This window comes from Nocardiopsis chromatogenes YIM 90109 (genome assembly GCF_000341185.1).
Taxonomy (GTDB): Bacteria; Actinomycetota; Actinomycetes; order Streptosporangiales; family Streptosporangiaceae; genus Nocardiopsis_A; species Nocardiopsis_A chromatogenes.
The window spans coordinates 19,538-35,536 of record NZ_ANBH01000138.1; the positions used below are offsets into that span (position 1 = coordinate 19,538).

General features: G+C 75.3%; 12 protein-coding genes and 1 pseudogene. 9 read left to right on the forward strand and 4 right to left on the reverse strand.

From position 1 onward, the window contains the following. Window positions 1–131 precede the first annotated feature (131 nt). Window positions 132–1,346, forward strand: coding sequence for an MFS transporter (locus tag D476_RS0114210; protein WP_017624606.1), 1,215 nt, complete (start codon window positions 132–134; stop codon window positions 1,344–1,346). 376 nt (window positions 1,347–1,722) lie between these two features. On the opposite strand, the gene D476_RS0114215 is transcribed toward D476_RS0114210, so the two are convergent. Continuing rightward, window positions 1,723–2,205 carry an anthrone oxygenase family protein gene (locus D476_RS0114215; RefSeq protein WP_017624607.1) on the reverse strand — a complete coding sequence of 161 codons (483 nt, stop codon included), beginning with the start codon at window positions 2,203–2,205 and terminating at the stop codon, window positions 1,723–1,725. Between the two features lie 140 nt (window positions 2,206–2,345). Here D476_RS0114215 and D476_RS36375 point away from each other — a divergent pair. Next, window positions 2,346–3,308, forward strand: a pseudogene (locus D476_RS36375) (AraC family transcriptional regulator); the annotation flags it as partial. On the opposite strand, the gene D476_RS40245 reads toward D476_RS36375, so the two are convergent. Together D476_RS40245 and D476_RS0114230 are read right to left on the reverse strand one after the other, a co-directional pair. Next, window positions 3,286–3,864: a VOC family protein gene (locus D476_RS40245; protein WP_083939521.1), complete on the reverse strand. Its 579-nt coding sequence runs from the start codon at window positions 3,862–3,864 to the stop codon at window positions 3,286–3,288. The pseudogene D476_RS36375 and the gene D476_RS40245 overlap by 23 nt on opposite strands. A gap of 49 nt (window positions 3,865–3,913) precedes the next feature. Beyond that, complete coding sequence (locus D476_RS0114230; protein WP_017624609.1) at window positions 3,914–5,989, reverse strand: acyltransferase family protein; 2,076 nt, start codon at window positions 5,987–5,989, stop codon at window positions 3,914–3,916. 348 nt (window positions 5,990–6,337) lie between these two features. Between D476_RS0114230 and D476_RS0114235 the strand changes: the two genes are divergently transcribed. The 7 genes from D476_RS0114235 to D476_RS0114265 all read left to right on the forward strand — a co-directional run bounded on the left by D476_RS0114235 (window position 6,338) and on the right by D476_RS0114265 (window position 15,182). After that, window positions 6,338–7,447, forward strand: a complete 1,110-nt coding sequence (locus D476_RS0114235; protein ID WP_026123499.1) for a substrate-binding domain-containing protein — start codon at window positions 6,338–6,340, stop codon at window positions 7,445–7,447. Between the two features lie 805 nt (window positions 7,448–8,252). Beyond that, window positions 8,253–9,581: an ABC transporter substrate-binding protein gene (locus D476_RS0114240; protein WP_017624611.1), complete on the forward strand. Its 1,329-nt coding sequence runs from the start codon at window positions 8,253–8,255 to the stop codon at window positions 9,579–9,581. Between the two features lie 35 nt (window positions 9,582–9,616). After that, a complete protein-coding gene (locus tag D476_RS0114245) occupies window positions 9,617–10,636 on the forward strand; it encodes a carbohydrate ABC transporter permease (RefSeq protein ID WP_017624612.1) in 1,020 nt (339 codons plus the stop codon). Further along, a complete protein-coding gene (locus tag D476_RS39750) occupies window positions 10,633–11,484 on the forward strand; it encodes a carbohydrate ABC transporter permease (RefSeq protein WP_017624613.1) in 852 nt (283 codons plus the stop codon). Before D476_RS0114245 ends, D476_RS39750 begins: the two co-directional genes overlap by 4 nt. Further along, on the forward strand, window positions 11,481–12,491 hold the full coding sequence (locus D476_RS39755; RefSeq protein WP_017624614.1) for a hydroxyacid dehydrogenase: 1,011 nt from the start codon (window positions 11,481–11,483) through the stop codon (window positions 12,489–12,491). The genes D476_RS39750 and D476_RS39755 overlap by 4 nt, the downstream gene beginning before the upstream one ends. A gap of 79 nt (window positions 12,492–12,570) precedes the next feature. Next, the gene (locus tag D476_RS33295) at window positions 12,571–14,400 is read left to right on the forward strand and encodes a DUF2264 domain-containing protein (protein ID WP_017624615.1); all 1,830 of its coding nucleotides are present in this window, start codon (window positions 12,571–12,573) and stop codon (window positions 14,398–14,400) included. Continuing rightward, window positions 14,397–15,182, forward strand: a complete 786-nt coding sequence (locus D476_RS0114265; protein ID WP_017624616.1) for a sugar phosphate isomerase/epimerase family protein — start codon at window positions 14,397–14,399, stop codon at window positions 15,180–15,182. The genes D476_RS33295 and D476_RS0114265 overlap by 4 nt, the downstream gene beginning before the upstream one ends. Window positions 15,183–15,349: 167 nt before the next feature. Here the strand turns inward: D476_RS0114265 and D476_RS0114270 are convergent, their stop codons facing one another. After that, window positions 15,350–15,952: a TetR/AcrR family transcriptional regulator gene (locus tag D476_RS0114270; protein WP_017624617.1), complete on the reverse strand. Its 603-nt coding sequence runs from the start codon at window positions 15,950–15,952 to the stop codon at window positions 15,350–15,352. Between the last annotated feature and the right edge of the window lie 47 nt (window positions 15,953–15,999).

The window sequence follows — 15,999 nt, forward strand, 5'->3', positions numbered from 1 at the left end:
GCCGGGGCGGCGCGGCTCCTCGGCGCCCCCGGCGGCGCCGCGCCGACGGCCGCTCCCCGCCCGCCCCTTCTTCGATTCGACCATAGCCGAATCCATTGAGGAGGCGGGGCGGCGGGCGGCACGGTCGGGGCATGCCGACCGCCTCCCCCGCGGCCCCCGAAGGCCGCGCCACCTACCTGCGCGTTCTCGCCGTCGGCGAGTTCCGCGCCCTGCTCGCCGCCGAGGTGCTGTCCGTCCTCGCGCTGGTCGCCGTCCAGATCACCCTGTCGGTGCTGGTGTTCGACCGGACCGGGTCGCCGCTGCTGTCCGCGCTGGCGTTCGCCCTGGGGTTCGCTCCGCAGCTGGTGGGCGCGGCGCTGCTGTCGGCGGTGACCGACCGCTACCCGGCGTGCTCGCTGATGAGCGGCGCACAGGCCGTTAACGCGCTGCTGGTCGCCGCCATGGCGCTGCCCGGCGCCCCCGTCCCGGTGATGCTGGGGCTGCTGGCGGTGACCGGCCTGGTCGCGCCGGTGTACCAGGGGTGCCGCTCGGCCGCGGTCGCCGACGTGCTGGCGGGCGACGGCTTCCCGCTGGGGCGGTCGCTGCTGCGGATGGCCGCCCAGACCGCGCAGATCGCCGGGTTCGCGTTCGGCGGGACCCTGCTCCTGGTGCTGCGGCCGCAGGCGGTGCTGGCGGTGGCGGCGGCGATGATGGCGGCCGCGGGGCTGCTGGTCCTGGTGGGCACGGCGGCCCGCCCCGCCCGGCAGGGCCCCGGCGGCCGCGTGGTGGGGGCCTCGCTGGCGGGGGTCGGCAGGGCCCTGCGGGTCCCGCGCCTGCGCGCGGTCCTGCTGCTGATGTGGCTGCCCCCGGCGCTGATGGTCTGGCCCGAGGCGCTGGCCGCCCCGCTGGCCGACGGCATGGGCGGCGGGCCGGTCCTGGTGGGGCTGCTGCTGTCGGCCGGTCCGGTGGGCACGGTCGCGGGCGAGCTGCTGGCCGGGACGGTGCTCGACGCCGGACGGCGGCGGCGCTGGATGGTGCCGCTGGCGGTGGCGGCGTTCCTGCCGTTCCCGGTGTTCGCGGCGGGGCCGGGCCCGGCGGTGGCCGTCGTGCTGCTGGGGGCGGGGGCGCTGGGGTTCGGGTACACGCTGGCCTTGGACGCCCTGTTGCTGGAGGAGGCGCCGGAGGAGATGCGCGGACGCGTGTTCACCCTGGCCTCGGCGGGCCTGATGATCACCCAGGGCGTGGGGTTCGCGGCGGCGGGGGCGGTGGCCGAGGCGGTCCCGCCGCACACGGCGGTCGCCGTGGCGGGCGTGTGCGGGATCGCGGTGGTCCTGGTGGCCGGGCGGCCCTTCTATCGGCCCGCGTGAGGGCACATGGCCGAAGGCCCAGGACGGCGCGCCCCACGGGCCCTCCTCCGCAGTCGCCGCTCTCCGGGGGCATCGTGCAGCCCCGAGGACCGATCCGCCACCCACGCCCTCTCAGATCGTTGATGGGATATGTGTGCCCCGACCAGTGGTCGCAGGCCACCGGCGGCCGCTCGACCGGGGCGCCGACCAGCCGGACGTGCCGGATCGGGGCGCAGAGCGCGCGGCCCCTCCGGCACGCCCCGGCCCCAACGGCCCCTTCAATGCCCGGACCACCGGCCCGGTCCTCTGGCGCACCCGGCCCGCACACACCGGCCGCGGGTGCCCCTCGCCGTGCCCTCAGCAGGTTCAGAGATCTCCCATCAACGATCTCAGCCCCTCACCCGACGGCCACCGACACCGCCAGGCACGCCGCCCCCGCCGCCGACAGGACCGTCCGCACCGCGTTCCACCGGACCCAGGGGGCCTCGAAGGCCCTCCGGGCCGCCTCCGCCTCGGTGCCCTCCACCGGTCCCGCCGCCTCCAGCGCGTCGTTCAGCGGAATGTTCAGCGCGACCGTCACCACGAATACCGCCGCCACCAGCGCGAACGCCGCCCATGCGGCCACGGCCGCCACGCCGCCCGCCCCGGTGGCCGACACGGCCGTGACCAGCGCCAGCACGGGCGCCCCCAGGAACACGACCAGGAACACCGGATTCACGATCGCCCGGTTGATGCTCTGCATCGCCCCCACGAACACCTGGGCCCCCACGCCCCGCAGCCCCGGCATCACCCCCACCGTGAACGCGAAGAACAGGCCCGCGTACACCCCTGTGGCGAGCAGCGCCGCCACCGCAACCGCGAGCTGCCAGAACTCCGCCATCGCAGGCCTCCCCGTCCCTCTGGACCCCGCCCGGCCCTGTGCGGCCGGTGCACCCCAGTCAACAGCCCCGCCCCGACCCCCGCCATCGCTCAGACGCTCGCGCGCATAAGCGCGCGTCCCCGCGGTGCGACACTCCTGTCATGGACGAACTGGCCGGGCTGCTGGACGGCCCCCGCGCGCGTGGCGCCTTCCTCCTGCGCGTGCTGCTCGCCTCGCCCTGGTCGCTGCGCATCGAGGACGAGGCCCCGCTGACCCTCGTCCTCGCCGTTCGGGGCGCCGCGCACGTGCTCTCCGAGGGGGCCAAGCCCGTGCGCCTGTCGGCCGGGGATGCCGCCGTGGTGCTCGGCCCCGCCCGCTACACCGTCGCGGACCCGCCCGACACCCCCGCCCGCATCGTCATCGGGCCCGACCAGCGGTGCACCACCCTCCACGGCCGCCCCCTGCGCGAGACCCTCGCCCGGGGCGTGCGCACCTGGGGCGACGAGGCCGAGCTCAGCACCACCGAGATGCTCGTGGGCACCTACCGCGGCGGCGGCGAGGTCGGGCGGCGCCTGCTGGGCGCCCTGCCCGCCGTCGCCGCCCTGCGCGCACCCGGCGGAGGCCCCGACCACGGCCCGGACGGTTCGGCGGAGCCCGTCGCCGCCCTCACCGCCCTGCTGCGCACCGAGATCGACCGCGACGCCCCGGGCCAGGAGGTCGTCCTCGACCGCCTGCTCGACCTGCTGCTCATCGCGGTGCTGCGCGCCTGGATGGCCCGCCGGGGCGCCGACGCCCCCGGCTGGTTCCGCGCCCGCGCCGACCCCGTGGCCGGCCGGGCGCTGAGCCTGCTGCACGGCGGCCCGGGACGTCCGTGGACGGTGGCCGCCCTGGCCGCCGAGTGCGGCTGTTCCCGGTCGGTGCTGGCGCGCCGCTTCACCGACCTGGTGGGCGAGCCGCCGATGGCCTACCTGACCGGGCTGCGCCTGGCCATGGCCGCCGACCTGCTGCGCGAGGGCGGCGCGACGCTGGAGGCCGTCGCCCGCACGGTCGGCTACGGCTCCCCGTTCGCGCTGAGCACCGCCTTCAAGCGGGCCTACGGCCTCAGCCCGGCCGAGTACCGGCGGGGGGGGGGGGCGGCCCNAGCACCGTCGTGCCGCCGCAGTCCAGCCCCCAGGAGGAGGCGAACGCGGGCCGCCGGGCGGCGTCCACGACCTCGATGCGCGCCCCGACCGAGTCCAGGCGGTGGTAGGCGAACGGGCGCCCGTAGGGGCACCCGGAGAAGTCCAGGGGCGCCCCCGCCGCCACCAGCCGTTCGCTCTCCCGCCCAAGGTCGGCGGCCCAGTACCCGAGGTGGTCGAAGCGCGCCCGGCCCCCGCAGTCCCACGGGCTGCCGGGCGGCCCCTCGATGAGCTCGATGAAGGGCGCCTCCCCGCGGGAGAACACGATGCGGAACCCCCAGTCCCCCATCGTCTCGGTGCGGGGCGCACCCCAGGCCGCCCCGGCGGCCGCCGTCAGGTCCCCCATGGCCCGCTCGATGTCGGGCACGGCGAAGCACACGTGGTAGAAATCCGCCATCGGCCGCCTTCCGTCGCCGTTCGGCCGCGCCGCGGACCGGCGCGGACCGGGCGACCCTACGGCCGCGCGCCCCCGCGCACCAATCACGGGCCCGATGGCCGCCATCGGCGCGCCGATGGCGGCCGGGCGCCGGGACCGGCGGCGCGGGCCCGGGTCACAGGCGGCTCAGCGGGTCCGCGGCCTCCTCCTCCAGGTCGGCGGCGAGCATCTGCGAGTAGGTGGCGGTCAGGTGGTGGCTGTCCCGGTACACCAGGACGTTGCCCACCACGGCCGGGCAGCTGTCCTCGGTGCACAGGCGGTCGTTGAGGTCGACCACCTCGGCCCCGGCGCCGTCCATGTCGGCCGCCATGAGCTGCGGGTCCTCCTCCCCCAGCGCCTCGTCGCGCTCCTTGGCGCACACCGACGGGTCGCCGGGGTTGAGTTCCACGCACTCGGGGACCCGCGCCCGCTGGGTGGGGGTGTCGGCGATGGCGACCACCGAGCCGCCGACCTCCTCCACGGCCTCCCACTGCTCGGCCATGCCCTCGGCGATGCGGCGCTTGCCCTCCTCGCCGCCGCCCGCCCGCGCGCTCTCGGCGCTGCTGCGCGCGCTGGTGAAGACCAGGTCGGGGGCGAGGCCGCCGGTCAGCTGGTCCACCACGTCGTCGTTCCAGTCCGCGCACTCCTCGTAGGGCCGGTCGTCGTCGCCGGCGCGCGTCACCGTCTCGGTGGTGAAGGGGCAGGAGGACTTGGTGAAGGTGGAGACCCGCCACCCGTGCTCCTCGGCGACCTCGCGCACGGCCGGCACCCAGTGCGCGGCGTGCGAGTCGCCCACCACGGCCACCTGCACGTCGGCGTCCTCGGGCCCGTAGACGCACGGGTCGGCGCTGCGGTCGGCGGGCATCGCCTGGCAGTCGTCGTCGTAGACGCTGGGCAGGTCGTCCAGGGCGTCCAGGGGCGAGGGGTAGATGTCGGCGGCGGTGTCGCCCTCGGGGGCGGGGCCGGACAGCGCCTGGGGGCCGACGTGCACCGCGGGGTCGAAGGGCACGTTGCGCTTGGCCTGCACGTGCCCGTACTGCACCGCGCTGACGGTGGCGGCGGCGAGCACCGCCGCCACCGCGAAGGCCAGGGCGGAGCGGCCGGTCTTCAGCAGCCCGCCGGTGCGCACCGGGTCCTCCACGGCGATCTTGGTGGCCCAGGCGAGCAGGACCGACCCTGCGGCCACCGCGAGCCCCCCGGCCGGGCCGAGCGAGTGGGAGTCGGTGGCGGCCAGGGTGAACACGATGAGCGGCCAGTGCCACAGGTAGAGGGCGTAGGAGATGTCGCCGACGAAGCGGGCGGGCGCCGCGCTCAGCAGGCGGTAGGTCGACAGCGGCCCTGTGGTGTGCCCTGCGGCGATGACGGCGGCCGTGCCCAGCACGGGCAGCGCCGCCGCCCAGCCGGGGAAGGCGACCGCGTCGTCGTAGGCGGCGGCCGAGGCGACGATGGCCAGCAGGCCCGCCCAGCCCAGCCCGGCGCGCACCCGCTCGGGGAGGCGGCGGTAGGTGAGCACGATCGCCAGCACACCGCCCACGGCCAGCTCCCACATGCGGGTCTGCGGCAGGAAGTAGGCGGGGCTGGGGTCGGTCGAGGTGATCCACACCGACAGGGCGAAGGACACCGCGATGACGCCGCCCCCGCCCAGCAGCAGCGCGCGGGCGCGGCGCAGGTGCGCGGGCAGGGCCGTCCAGCCGATGAACAGCAGCGGCCACACCAGGTAGAACTGCTCCTCCACGGCCAGCGACCAGAAGTGCTGCACGGGGCTCTCGGCCGAGCCCGCGGCCAGGTAGTCCACCGACTCCCGGGCCAGCAGGAGGTTCTGCACGTAGGCGGCCGAGGCGAGGATCTGCTTGGCGGTGTCGAGCAGCTGCGCCGAGGGCAGCAGCAGGACGGCCGCGGCGCCGGTGACGGCCAGCACGGCGGTGGCGGCGGGCAGGATGCGCCTCACCCGCCGGATGTAGAAGCCAGACAGGGAGACCCGCCCCTGCTCCCGCGCCTCGCGCAGGAGCAGCGTGGTGATGAGGAACCCGGAGATGACGAAGAAGACGTCGACGCCGATGTAGCCGCCGGGCAGCAGGTCCTTGTCGATGTGGTAGGCGACCACGAGCCCGACGGCCAGCGCGCGCAGGCCTTGCACTTCGGGGAAGAAGCGGCGCGGCGCGGGGGCGGTCGGTGCGGTGGTCGGGGGCGCGGGCTGGGATTGCGTCGTCACGGAGGTCCTTGCCTGCGTATCGGGGCCGTCACCTGACGGCGGGCGCGGCGCCCGGTACCGCTGCCGCGCGTCGCGCTCCGCCGACTTTCCTGGGAATTCTCTCAGGGATGTGGATTCTCTCAGGAAAGTGCAACCGTGTGTAGCCGGACAGGCGGATCGGGCGACGATCGAACCGATTGTTCGCCCCGACGTGGTCGTCGGGCCATCGGATCGTTGCGCCGGTCCCCGGGGAGGGACCGGATCGCTTCGTGCCGCGACCGTGTCCCCCCCGCCGGGCGCGGGCGGGGCGCGCACCGAAGTGATCGCTATGCTTCCGGGTAAACGGTCAAACGAACATCGGGGGTGGGCATGCGCGAGCCGGTGGGCGAGCGGCGCCGGAGGATCCTGGCCGCCGTCCGGGCGCGGGGCGAGGTGCGGGTGGCGGACCTGGCCTCCGAACTGGAGGTCTCGGTGGTCACGGTCCGCCGCGATGTGGAGGTGCTGGCCCAGGAGGGCAGGCTGCGGCGGGGCCACGGCAGCGCCCGCTCCCTGGTCCCCGCCGAGCGCCCCTCCGCGCCGCCGCCGGGTGGGCCCGGCGCCGTGGCCCTGGTCGTGCCCGAGCGGCACGCCTACCTCAACGAGGTCATGTACGGCGCGCGAACCGCGCTGGAGGCGGCCGGGATGCGCGTGGTGCTGCACATCGCCCCCCAGGTGGAGGGCGCCGAGCGCCCCATCGTCGAGCGCATCCCCCAGGAGGGCGCGCGGGGCCTGCTCATCGCGCCGCGCTGGCGCTCGGCCGCCGAGGAGGAGGCCGACCAGGGGTGGCTGGCCCGGGTGGAGCGGCCCACCGTGCTGATGGAGCGCAGGCCCCGGCCGGGCGGCCCGCTGCACACCATGGACGCGGTGTGCAGCGACCACGGGTATGGGGTCCGGCTCGCCGTGGACCACCTGGTCGGCCTGGGGCACCGGCGGATCGTGCTGGCCGCCCGTGCCGACAGCCCGACCGCGCGCGCGGTCCGCGCCGCCTTCGGCGAGGTCGCTTCGGCAGACCCGCGCGTGGAGGACTGGGCGGCCGTGCTCAGCGCCGAGGGCGCCGACGCCGACGGTGACGCCGGCCCGGAGCCGGACTTCGACGATCCCGGCTGGCTCGCGGCGCTGCTGCGCCGCCGCGGGGCCACGGCCGCGCTGCTGCACGGCGACGTCGACGCCCTGATGCTGGTCCAGCGGCTCGCCGAGGCGGGGGTGCGGGTGCCGGAGGACTGCTCGGTGGTGGCCTACGACGACGTGGTCGCGGCGCTGGGCGCGATCCCGCTGACCGCGGTGGCCCCGCCCAAGGCCGAGGTCGGCAGGGTTGCGGCGGAGCTGATGCGGGACCGCCTGGCCGCCGAGGCGGCGGGGACGCCGTGGAGCCCGCGCCGGGTGGAGGTGCTCCCGCGCCTGGAGGTACGCGAGTCGACCCGGGGCGCGCCCACCCCCTGACCGCGGCGGAGGGGCGGGCGGAGCGCACGTGCCGCGCCGTCCCGGCCCCGTTGCCCCGGCCGAACGGCGATGCCGCTGCTCCGAGGGGCGGCCGTGTCCATGCCCGACAGCCGCCCGCTTGCGCCTGTTCGGTTCTGTTCACGAGTCCTGGCGGCGTTCGTCGATCCCGCCTCGACGGCACCTGCCGCGGCGGTAGGACCGTGTCGGTGGGTCACGTCCGGTTCAGTGGTGTCGTCTTCATCTGGCCGGTGCAGCGCGGCCGGTACGGCTCCAGGGCGGGTCCGGCCCACCCTGAAGGCCCTGACCGGCGCCCCGCCCGTCGACAGACGGCCGAGGACCGTGCGCTGACTGCGGCCACGGCCGCCGGGAATGACACCGCTCCAGCGGATGTCATCGAGGCGCGGCAATCGGCGGCCGCACTCGGCGACGAGGAAGGCCATGGAGCCGTCGGCCCCCCTCGACATCGCGTCGCACCGAGGCTCGCGTCTGCTGGAGTGGTGCAACTTCCGCCGACCAGGCCGGTTCGGTCGTCGCGGTGTCGGCGCGGCCCTTCCCCAGTGTCGGCGCCCCGATCGGCGTCCTGCATTTCGGCGGGTCGCCTGCCGTTTCCCGCCCATGGCGGCCGCAACCGCCGAAGGCTTCGCCGTCCCGGCCGCCGCCGAGGCAGGGGCGCTCGGCCCGCCTACCCACCGGGCGCGCGTGATCATTTGATCGAATTTTACTTTTGAATGAACTATTGACCGCTATCCGTTCATATGGCGAGAATCACGGTGTCCCCCCTGGACTACAGGAGCAGGAGGCACTGATGAGCGGTGCTCCGAGCCGCCGCGGCGTCCTGGCCGCGGGGCTGGCCCTGCCCGCGATCGGCGCACTCGCCGGGTGCGCCCCCGACCGCCCCCGCCCCTCCGGAGGGCGCGGCCCCACCCGCATCACCTTCTGGTCCGCCATCCGCGGAAGCCAGGAGGTGGTCGACGCCTTCAACGCCGCCCACGACCGCATCCAGGTCGACTTCGAGCAGATCCCCTCCGGCACCCAGGGCGGCTACGCCAAGCTCAGCAACGCCGCCCGCGCCGGGAACGCCCCCGACGTCGCCACCCTCGAATACCCCCAGCTCCCCGGCTTCGCCATCGACGGCGTGGCCACCGACCTGACCGGCCTGGTCAGCGACCGCACCCGGGACCTGCTGCTCCCCCAGGCCCTGGAGCGCGCCACCTTCGACGGCCGCATCTACGCCCTGCCCCTCGACATCGAGCCCATGGTCATGCACTACCGCCGGGACGTGTTCGACGAGCACGGCTTCGAGGTCCCCCGCACCTGGGAGGACTTCGCCGACCTGGGCCGCGCCGTGCGCGACCGGCTCCCCGGCAGCCGCATCACCGTCTTCCCCACCGACGGCGGCACCCAGTTCGCCTCCTACGCCTGCCAGGCCGGGGCCCAATGGTTCGACACCGACGGCGACACCTGGACCGTCTCCCTGACCGACGCCCCGACCCGCCGGGTGGCCGAGTACTGGCAGGGCCTCATCGACGACGACATCGTCTTCGCCAACTCCGTGGGCGGGCCGCGGTACCCCGCCCAAGTGGGCGACGGAACCGTCCTCGTCCGGCTCAGCGGCGCCTGGGACGCCGGTGCGCAGATGTCCTCCCACCCCGGCCAGAAGGGCCTGTGGACCGTCGCCCCGCTCCCCGAGTGGGAGCCCGGCGCCGGGGTGCTCGGCGACCACGGCGGCTCGACCTTCACCGTCACCCGCGACAGCCGCCACCCCGAGGCCGCCATGCAGTTCATCGAATGGCAGGTCTCCCACCCCGACGCCATGCGCGCCCGGCTGTCGGCGGGCACCAGCTCGGCCTTCCCCGTGGTCGATGAGCTCGTGGAGGCGGGCCGCCAGGCCCTGGACCCCGAGTACTACGGCGGCCAGGACATCTACGGCCTCTTCGCCCGGGAGGCGGTCAAGGTCCGCGACGACTGGGTCTGGGGGCCGCGGATGACCTCGACCCTCAACCTCATGCACGACAACTTCGCCCGCGCCGGCGCCGGACGGGGCACGCTCCTGGACGCGATGCGCGCGGCCCAGGACGGCACCACCCCGGACCTGAGGGCGCTGGGCCTGTCCATCAGTGAGCAGGGCGGCTGACCCCGGCCCGCCCCCGCACAGAGGAGGCCACCCCCATGGGCACGGGCGCACCCCCGCCAGCCGGCCCGACGACCCCGGACACCGCCACCGCCCCCACCCCCTCCCCCGAACCCGGTTCCGTGCGGCGCGCACGGCCCGCCCCCTCCGGCCGCCGATCGGCCCGGCGGCGCGAGCTCTTCGCCTGCGGCGTGCTCATGACGCCGTTCTTCGCCCTGCTCACCGCCGTGTTCCTGGTGCCCGTCGGCACCGCCGTGTGGCTGAGCCTGTTCGCCGACGACCGCACGGGGCTGGGCTTCGGCCCGCCGAACCCGTCCTTCGTCGGACTGCGCAGCTATCTCGCCGTGCTCGCCGACCCCACCTTCACCGCCGGGCTGGGCCGCATGCTGCTGTTCTGCCTGATCTACATCCCGCTGCTGGTGGCGGGCTCGCTGCTGCTGGCCCTGCTGCTGGACTCGGGGGCGGTGCGGCTGCGCGCCTGGGCGCAGCTGGGGCTGTACCTGCCGCACACGGTGCCCGGCCTCATCGCCGCGGTCATCTGGCTCTACCTGTACACCCCCGGCATCAGCCCGGTCCTCGACCTGCTGGCCCGGGGCGGCCTGGGCGTCGACCTCCTCGGGGTGGACACCGTCCTGCCCTCGCTGGTCAACGTCGTGCTGTGGAGCAACCTGGGCTACAACACGGTCATCCTGTTCACCGCCCTGCGGGCCCTGCCCCGCGAGGTCGTCGAGGCGTCGGTGGTCGACGGGGCGGGCCCGGTCCGCACCGCGCTGCTGGTCAAGACGCCCCAGATCCGCTCGGCGGTGGTCACCGTGGCGCTGTTCAGCCTGATCTTCACGCTCCAGCTGTTCACCGAGCCCATGCTGCTCAGCCAGTCCACGTCGATGATCGACTCGCGCTTCTCGCCGAGCATGTACATCTTCGACGCCGCCTTCAACCGCAACAGCTACGGGCTCGCCGCGGCCGCCTCCGTGGTCCTGCTGGCCTGCACCATCGCCCTGTCGTACGCCATCACGCGGTGGACGAACCGCGCCACAGGCCCCGAGGAGGAGCGATGAGCGCTTCCGCCGCCACCCGGCTCACCGGCAGGGCGGCCACCAACACCGTGGTCGCCGTGTTCGTCCTGTACACCCTGCTCCCGGTGGCCTGGCTGGTGCTGGCCGCCGCCAAGGACGCCGACGCCCTGTTCTCCAGCCGGCTGCTCTCCCTGGAGGGCTTCACCCCGGTGTCCAACATCGGCGACCTGTTCGCCACCGACGGCGGCATCTACGGCCGCTGGTACCTCAACACCCTGGTCTACGCCGTGGGCGGCGCCGCACTCAGCGCGCTGGTCAGCACCGCCTGCGGCTACGCCTTCTCCACCTACCGCTTCCGGCACAAGGAGAAGCTGTTCGGCCTGGTCCTGGCCGCGGTCATGGTGCCGCAGACGGTCCTGGCCCTGCCCCTGTACCTGCTCGCCTCCAGCCTCGGAGTCGTCAACACGTTCTGGGCGGTGTTCATCCCCTTGCTGTTCAACCCCTTCGGCGTCTACCTGGGCCGGATCTTCAGCGACGGCTACGTCCCGCGGGAGGTCCTGGAGGCCGCCCGGATGGACGGCACCGGTGAGCTGTCCCTGTACTTCCGGGTGGCGTTCGGCATGCTGCTGCCCGGCGCCGTCACCGTGTTCCTGTTCCAGCTCACCGCGATCTGGAACAACTTCTTCCTGCCCATGGTGATGCTGTCCGACCAGGAGCTCTACCCGGTGACGCTGGGCCTGTACAACTGGAACAGCGCCGCCACCACCTCGCCCGAGTACTACCCGGTGGTGATCACCGGGTCGCTGCTGGCGGTGCTGCCCCTGATCGTCGCGTTCCTGATGCTGCAGCGGTTCTGGAGGTCGGGCCTGACCGCGGGGGCGGTCAAGTGACCCGGCGCCCGAAGGCCGCCCTGGCGATGTCCCCCCAGGCGGCCGAGGCCGTTCTGGACGGGCGCGCCATGGCGGCCCTGGACAAGGTGTGCGACCTGGCTCCCGGCCCGGTGCTGGACGACTTCGCCGAACCCCGGGCGCGCGCGGTCCTGGCCGGGGCCGAGGTGCTGGTGACCGGCTGGGGCTGCCCCCTGCTCGACGAGGACGCACTGGCCGCCGCGCCGCGGCTGCGCGCCGTCGTGCACACCGCCGGGTCGGTGCGCGGCCACCTCTCCCCGGCCTGCTGGGAGCGGGGCATCGCCGTCTCGTCGGCGGCCGCGGCCAACGCCGTCCCGGTGGCCGAGTACACCGTGGGGATGATCCTGCTCACCGGCAAGCGGGTGCTGGAGCGCGCCCGCGACTACCGGGCCGGGCGCCGCCGCGAGGACATGCTGTGCACGCCGCGCGGCGTGGGCAACCACGAGCGCACCGTCGGCATCCTGTCGGCGTCGCTGGTGGGGCGGCGGGTGATCGAGCTGCTGCGCCCGCACGACCTGAGGATCCTGCTGCACGACCCCTACGTCACCGCCGGGGAGGCGCACGCCCTGGGCGCCGAGCCGGTCGCCCTGGACGAGCTGTTCGCCCGCAGCGACACCGTCAGCGTGCACACCCCGCTCCTGCCCACCACCCGCAACCTGGTCGACCGGAAGCTGATCGGGGCGATGCGCCCCGACGCCGTGCTGATCAACACCGCGCGCGGCGCCGTGGTCGACCAGGACGCCCTGGCCGAGGCGGCCCTGGCCGGGCGGGTGCGCGCGGTGCTCGATGTCACCGACCCCGAGGTGCTGCCCGCCGACCATCCCCTGTGGAGCTGCGAGGACGTGCTGATCACCCCGCACCTGGCCGGTTCCCAGGGCAACGAGTGGACGCGCCTGGCCGAGCACGCCGCGGCCGAGCTCGCCCGCTGGGCCTCCGGCGCCGGGTTCGCCCACCCCGTCCACCGCGAACACCTGGAGCGCAGCGCATGAACGCACCGGCACCCCCCGCCCTGGCCCTGCCCGAAGAGGACCGTGAACGCAGCCCCCGCACCGGCTACACCCGCGCCCATTGGGAGGGGGGCGCCNCGGCCTGCTGGCCGCCGCCTGGCGGCACGCGAGCCCGGCCGGGGCGCGCCTGGACCTGCCCGGGCGGCCCTCCCGGTCCGGGGCGCGCTCGGACGGGCTGGAGGGCTACGCCCGCACCTTCCTCGCCGCGGCGTTCCGCACCGCCGGGGCCGACGGCGCCGACCCACACGGGTGGCTGGAACGCTACGCCGACGGGCTCGCCGCGGGCACCCGCGCCCCGGGCGCCGCCGACCACGAGTCCTGGCCGCTCGTCCTCGACTACGACGTGCAGGGCCAGCCCATGGTGGAGGCCGCCTCGGTCGCCCTGGGGCTGCGCCTGACCCGGCCCTGGCTGTGGGACCGGCTCGACGCCGGCGTCCGGGACCGGGCCGAGGAGTGGCTGCGCGGAGCCCTGCGCTCCCTGCCCGCGCCGTGCAACTGGTACCTGTTCCCCTACAGCGTGGCCGGGTTCCTGGAATCGGTGGGGCGCGGCGACGCCGAGACCGCGCGCGCCCGGGCGCGCGCTCTGGAGCTGCTGGAGGAGTGGTACCGCGGGCAGGGGTGGTACGCCGACGGCGACGGCCGGGCCTTCGACCACTACAACGGGTGGGCGATGCACCTGTACCCGGTCCTCGACGACCACCTGTCCGGCGCCTCCACCGGGTTCGGGGACCGCCTGCGCGAGCACCTGGAGGGCTATGCCCTGTTCTTCGGCGGCGACGGCGCTCCGCTGCACATGGGCCGTTCGCTGACCTACCGGTTCGCCGCGGCGGCGCCGGTGGCGCTCGGAGCGGTCACCGGGAACACGCCGCTGTCCCCGGGGACGTCGCGGCGGCTGATGAGCGGCTGCCTGCGCTACTTCCTCGACCGCGGGGCCGTGGGCGGCGACGGGCTGCTCACCCTGGGCTGGCACGGCCCGCACGCGGCGACGCTGCAGCCCTATTCCGGGCCCGCCTCGCCCTACTGGGCCTCCAAGGCCTTCGCGGGGCTGCTCGCCCCCGCGGACCACCCGCTGTGGACCGAGACCGAGCAGGCCGCTCCGAGCGAGGGCGCCGACCGGGCGCTGGCCCTTCCGGCGCCCGGCCTGCTGGTGCAGGCGACCGGCGCCGACGGGATCGTGCGCGTGCACAACCACGGCAGTTCCCACCTGCGGCCCTTCGAGGAGGAGAGGGCGCCCGAGGACCCGCATTACGACCGGCTGGCCTACTCCACCCGCACCGGCCCCACCTCGGGCGCGGATCCCGCGGACAACCGTTTCACCGTGCTGTGGCGGGGCCTTCCGGGCGCGCGCCGCCGCATCCGGCCCTTGGGCGCGGGCCAGGGGCCGGGGTGGTCGTGGGCGGTCTCCTGGCACCGGCCGGTGTTCGAGGGCGGCGTCCCGGCCCTGCCCGCGCTGCGGGTGCAGGCCGCCACGGTGGTGCGGGGCGCCTACGAGCTGCGGGTGCACCGGGTGGTGGGTGCGCCGGAGGGGTGCGCCGCCGAGCTGACCGGGTGGGCGGTCGGCGCGGACGAGCCGGTGGAGTCGGTGCTGGTCCCCCTGCACGGGTGGGCCGGGCGGGACCGCGTCGCCGCCCCGTCGGGGACCGCCTTCACGCCTTCGGCGCGGCTGCCCCGGCTCAGCGGGACCGTGTCGGGCACGGCCCTGTTCGCGGCGCTGGCCCTGCTGGAGGGCGCGCCTCCGGCCCGGGGCGGCGGGGAGGCGGCCGAGAGGGTGGAGGGGGCCGTCGCCTCCGCCGCCGAGGACGGCGGCGCCCTGGTGGTCGACTGGGCCGACGGGGCGCGCACCCGGGTGGGGTTCGCGCCGGTGCGGGTCGAGCACGAGGAGGAGCGGTGAGCTGGAGGTTCGCGTTCAGCACGCTGGGCATGCCCGGCGCGGAGGTCGCCGAGGCCGTCCGCACCGCCGAGGCCCACGGCTGCGACGGCATCGAGCTGCGGGCCCACCCGGACGAGGCGGTGCACCCGGGGATGCCGCAGCGGCGGGAGGGCGAGGTGCGCGCGCGAATCGGCGGCGCCGGGCTGGAGGTGTCCTGCCTGGCGGGCTACGCGCGGGTGTGCGCGCCCGGTCCGGACGGCCCGGTGGTGGAGGAGCTGCGCGCGCTGATCGGCCTGGCCGCGCGCCTGGGGGCGCCGTCGGTGCGGGTCTTTCCGGGCGGGCCGGAGGACGGCGCGGCCCATGAGCGGATCGGCGCCGTCCTGCCCGACCTGCGCGACCACGGGGTGCGCCTGCTCGTGGAGACGCACGACTCCCATCCGACGGGGGTGTCCGCGCTGCGCCTGGTGGAGCCGTTCGACCCCGGCGAGCCGGTCGCCGTGCTGTGGGACGCGCTGCACCCGTGGCGCAAGGGGGAGGCACCGTCGCACACGCGCCTGGCCCTGGGCGAGCGGCTGGGGTACTTCCAGGTCAAGGATGCCGTGGCGGCGGACGGCGGCTGGAAGCCGGTGCCCCCGGGACAGGGCGCGGTCCCGATCGAGTGGTGCGCCAGCGTCCTGCGGGGCTGGTCGGGGTGGGTGTCCCTGGAGTGGGAACGCGCCTGGCACCCGGAGATCCCCCCGCTCCCGGTGGCCTTGGAGGGCGCCACGGAGTGGTTCGCCCGCTGGCGCCCCGTCGGGGTCTGATCCTCTGTCCCGGCCCCACGTGCGCCCGTACGGCGAGGTGGACCTCGACATGGGCGCCCGCCTGAACCTCACCGCGGCCTCCGTTCCCGGTCCTCGTCCCCCGGAGGACCGGGAACGGTCCGGAGCGCGCGCGGGTGCGTGGGCCCGGCCGAGGAGCGCCCGACTGGTCAGGGACTCCGGTCGGGGGCCTCAAGGGAGTCCAGCCAGTGGAGGAGGCGGGCGCCCTCGCGGGTCATGATGTCGGGGTCGCGCAGGGCGCTGGCCAGAAGCGACATGCCCTGGTAAGCGGAGACGAGGGTGACGGCGAGGTCGTCCGGGTCGGGCAGACCCAATGCGCGGAACTGCTGTCCGGCCCAGTCGAGCAGCCGCCGGATCACGACGGCGGCCTCCGCGTCGAGGGTGCCGTCGGCGCGCTTGTCCAGTTCGACGGCCAGGGTGCCGGTGGGGCAGCCGTAGCGGGCGGCGGTGTCGCGCTGCCCGACCCAGGCTTCGACCAGCGCCTTGAGGCGTTCGCGCGGGTCGGGCAACCGGTCCAGGGAACCGGTGAGTTCGTCCAAGTGCGTGCCGTGCTCGGATAATGCGGCGCTGACCAGCTCGTCTTTGGTCTTGAAGTAGTAGTAGACGTTTCCGACGGGGACGTCGGCCGCGTGTGCGATGTCGGCGAGGGTGGTGCGCTCGACGCCCTGTTTGTGCAGGACCTGCGCTGCCGCGGCGGAGAGCCGTCGGCGCTTGTCGGCCGCCCGCGTCCTGGGCTTCGCTGAGTCGGTCACCTGACCGATTGTAGATCTCCACCAGGGCGTGCTACCGTCCAACTTAG

Coding starts and splice junctions, on each gene's coding strand:
- D476_RS0114240 (WP_017624611.1), top strand. CDS start 8,253: ATGAGCGGTGCTCCGAGCCGCCGCGGCGTCCTGGCCGCGGGGCTGGCC.
- D476_RS0114245 (WP_017624612.1), top strand. CDS start 9,617: ATGGGCACGGGCGCACCCCCGCCAGCCGGCCCGACGACCCCGGACACC.
- D476_RS39750 (WP_017624613.1), top strand. CDS start 10,633: ATGAGCGCTTCCGCCGCCACCCGGCTCACCGGCAGGGCGGCCACCAAC.
- D476_RS0114210 (WP_017624606.1), top strand. CDS start 132: ATGCCGACCGCCTCCCCCGCGGCCCCCGAAGGCCGCGCCACCTACCTG.
- D476_RS0114235 (WP_026123499.1), top strand. CDS start 6,338: ATGCGCGAGCCGGTGGGCGAGCGGCGCCGGAGGATCCTGGCCGCCGTC.
- D476_RS0114215 (WP_017624607.1), bottom strand. CDS start 2,205: ATGGCGGAGTTCTGGCAGCTCGCGGTTGCGGTGGCGGCGCTGCTCGCC.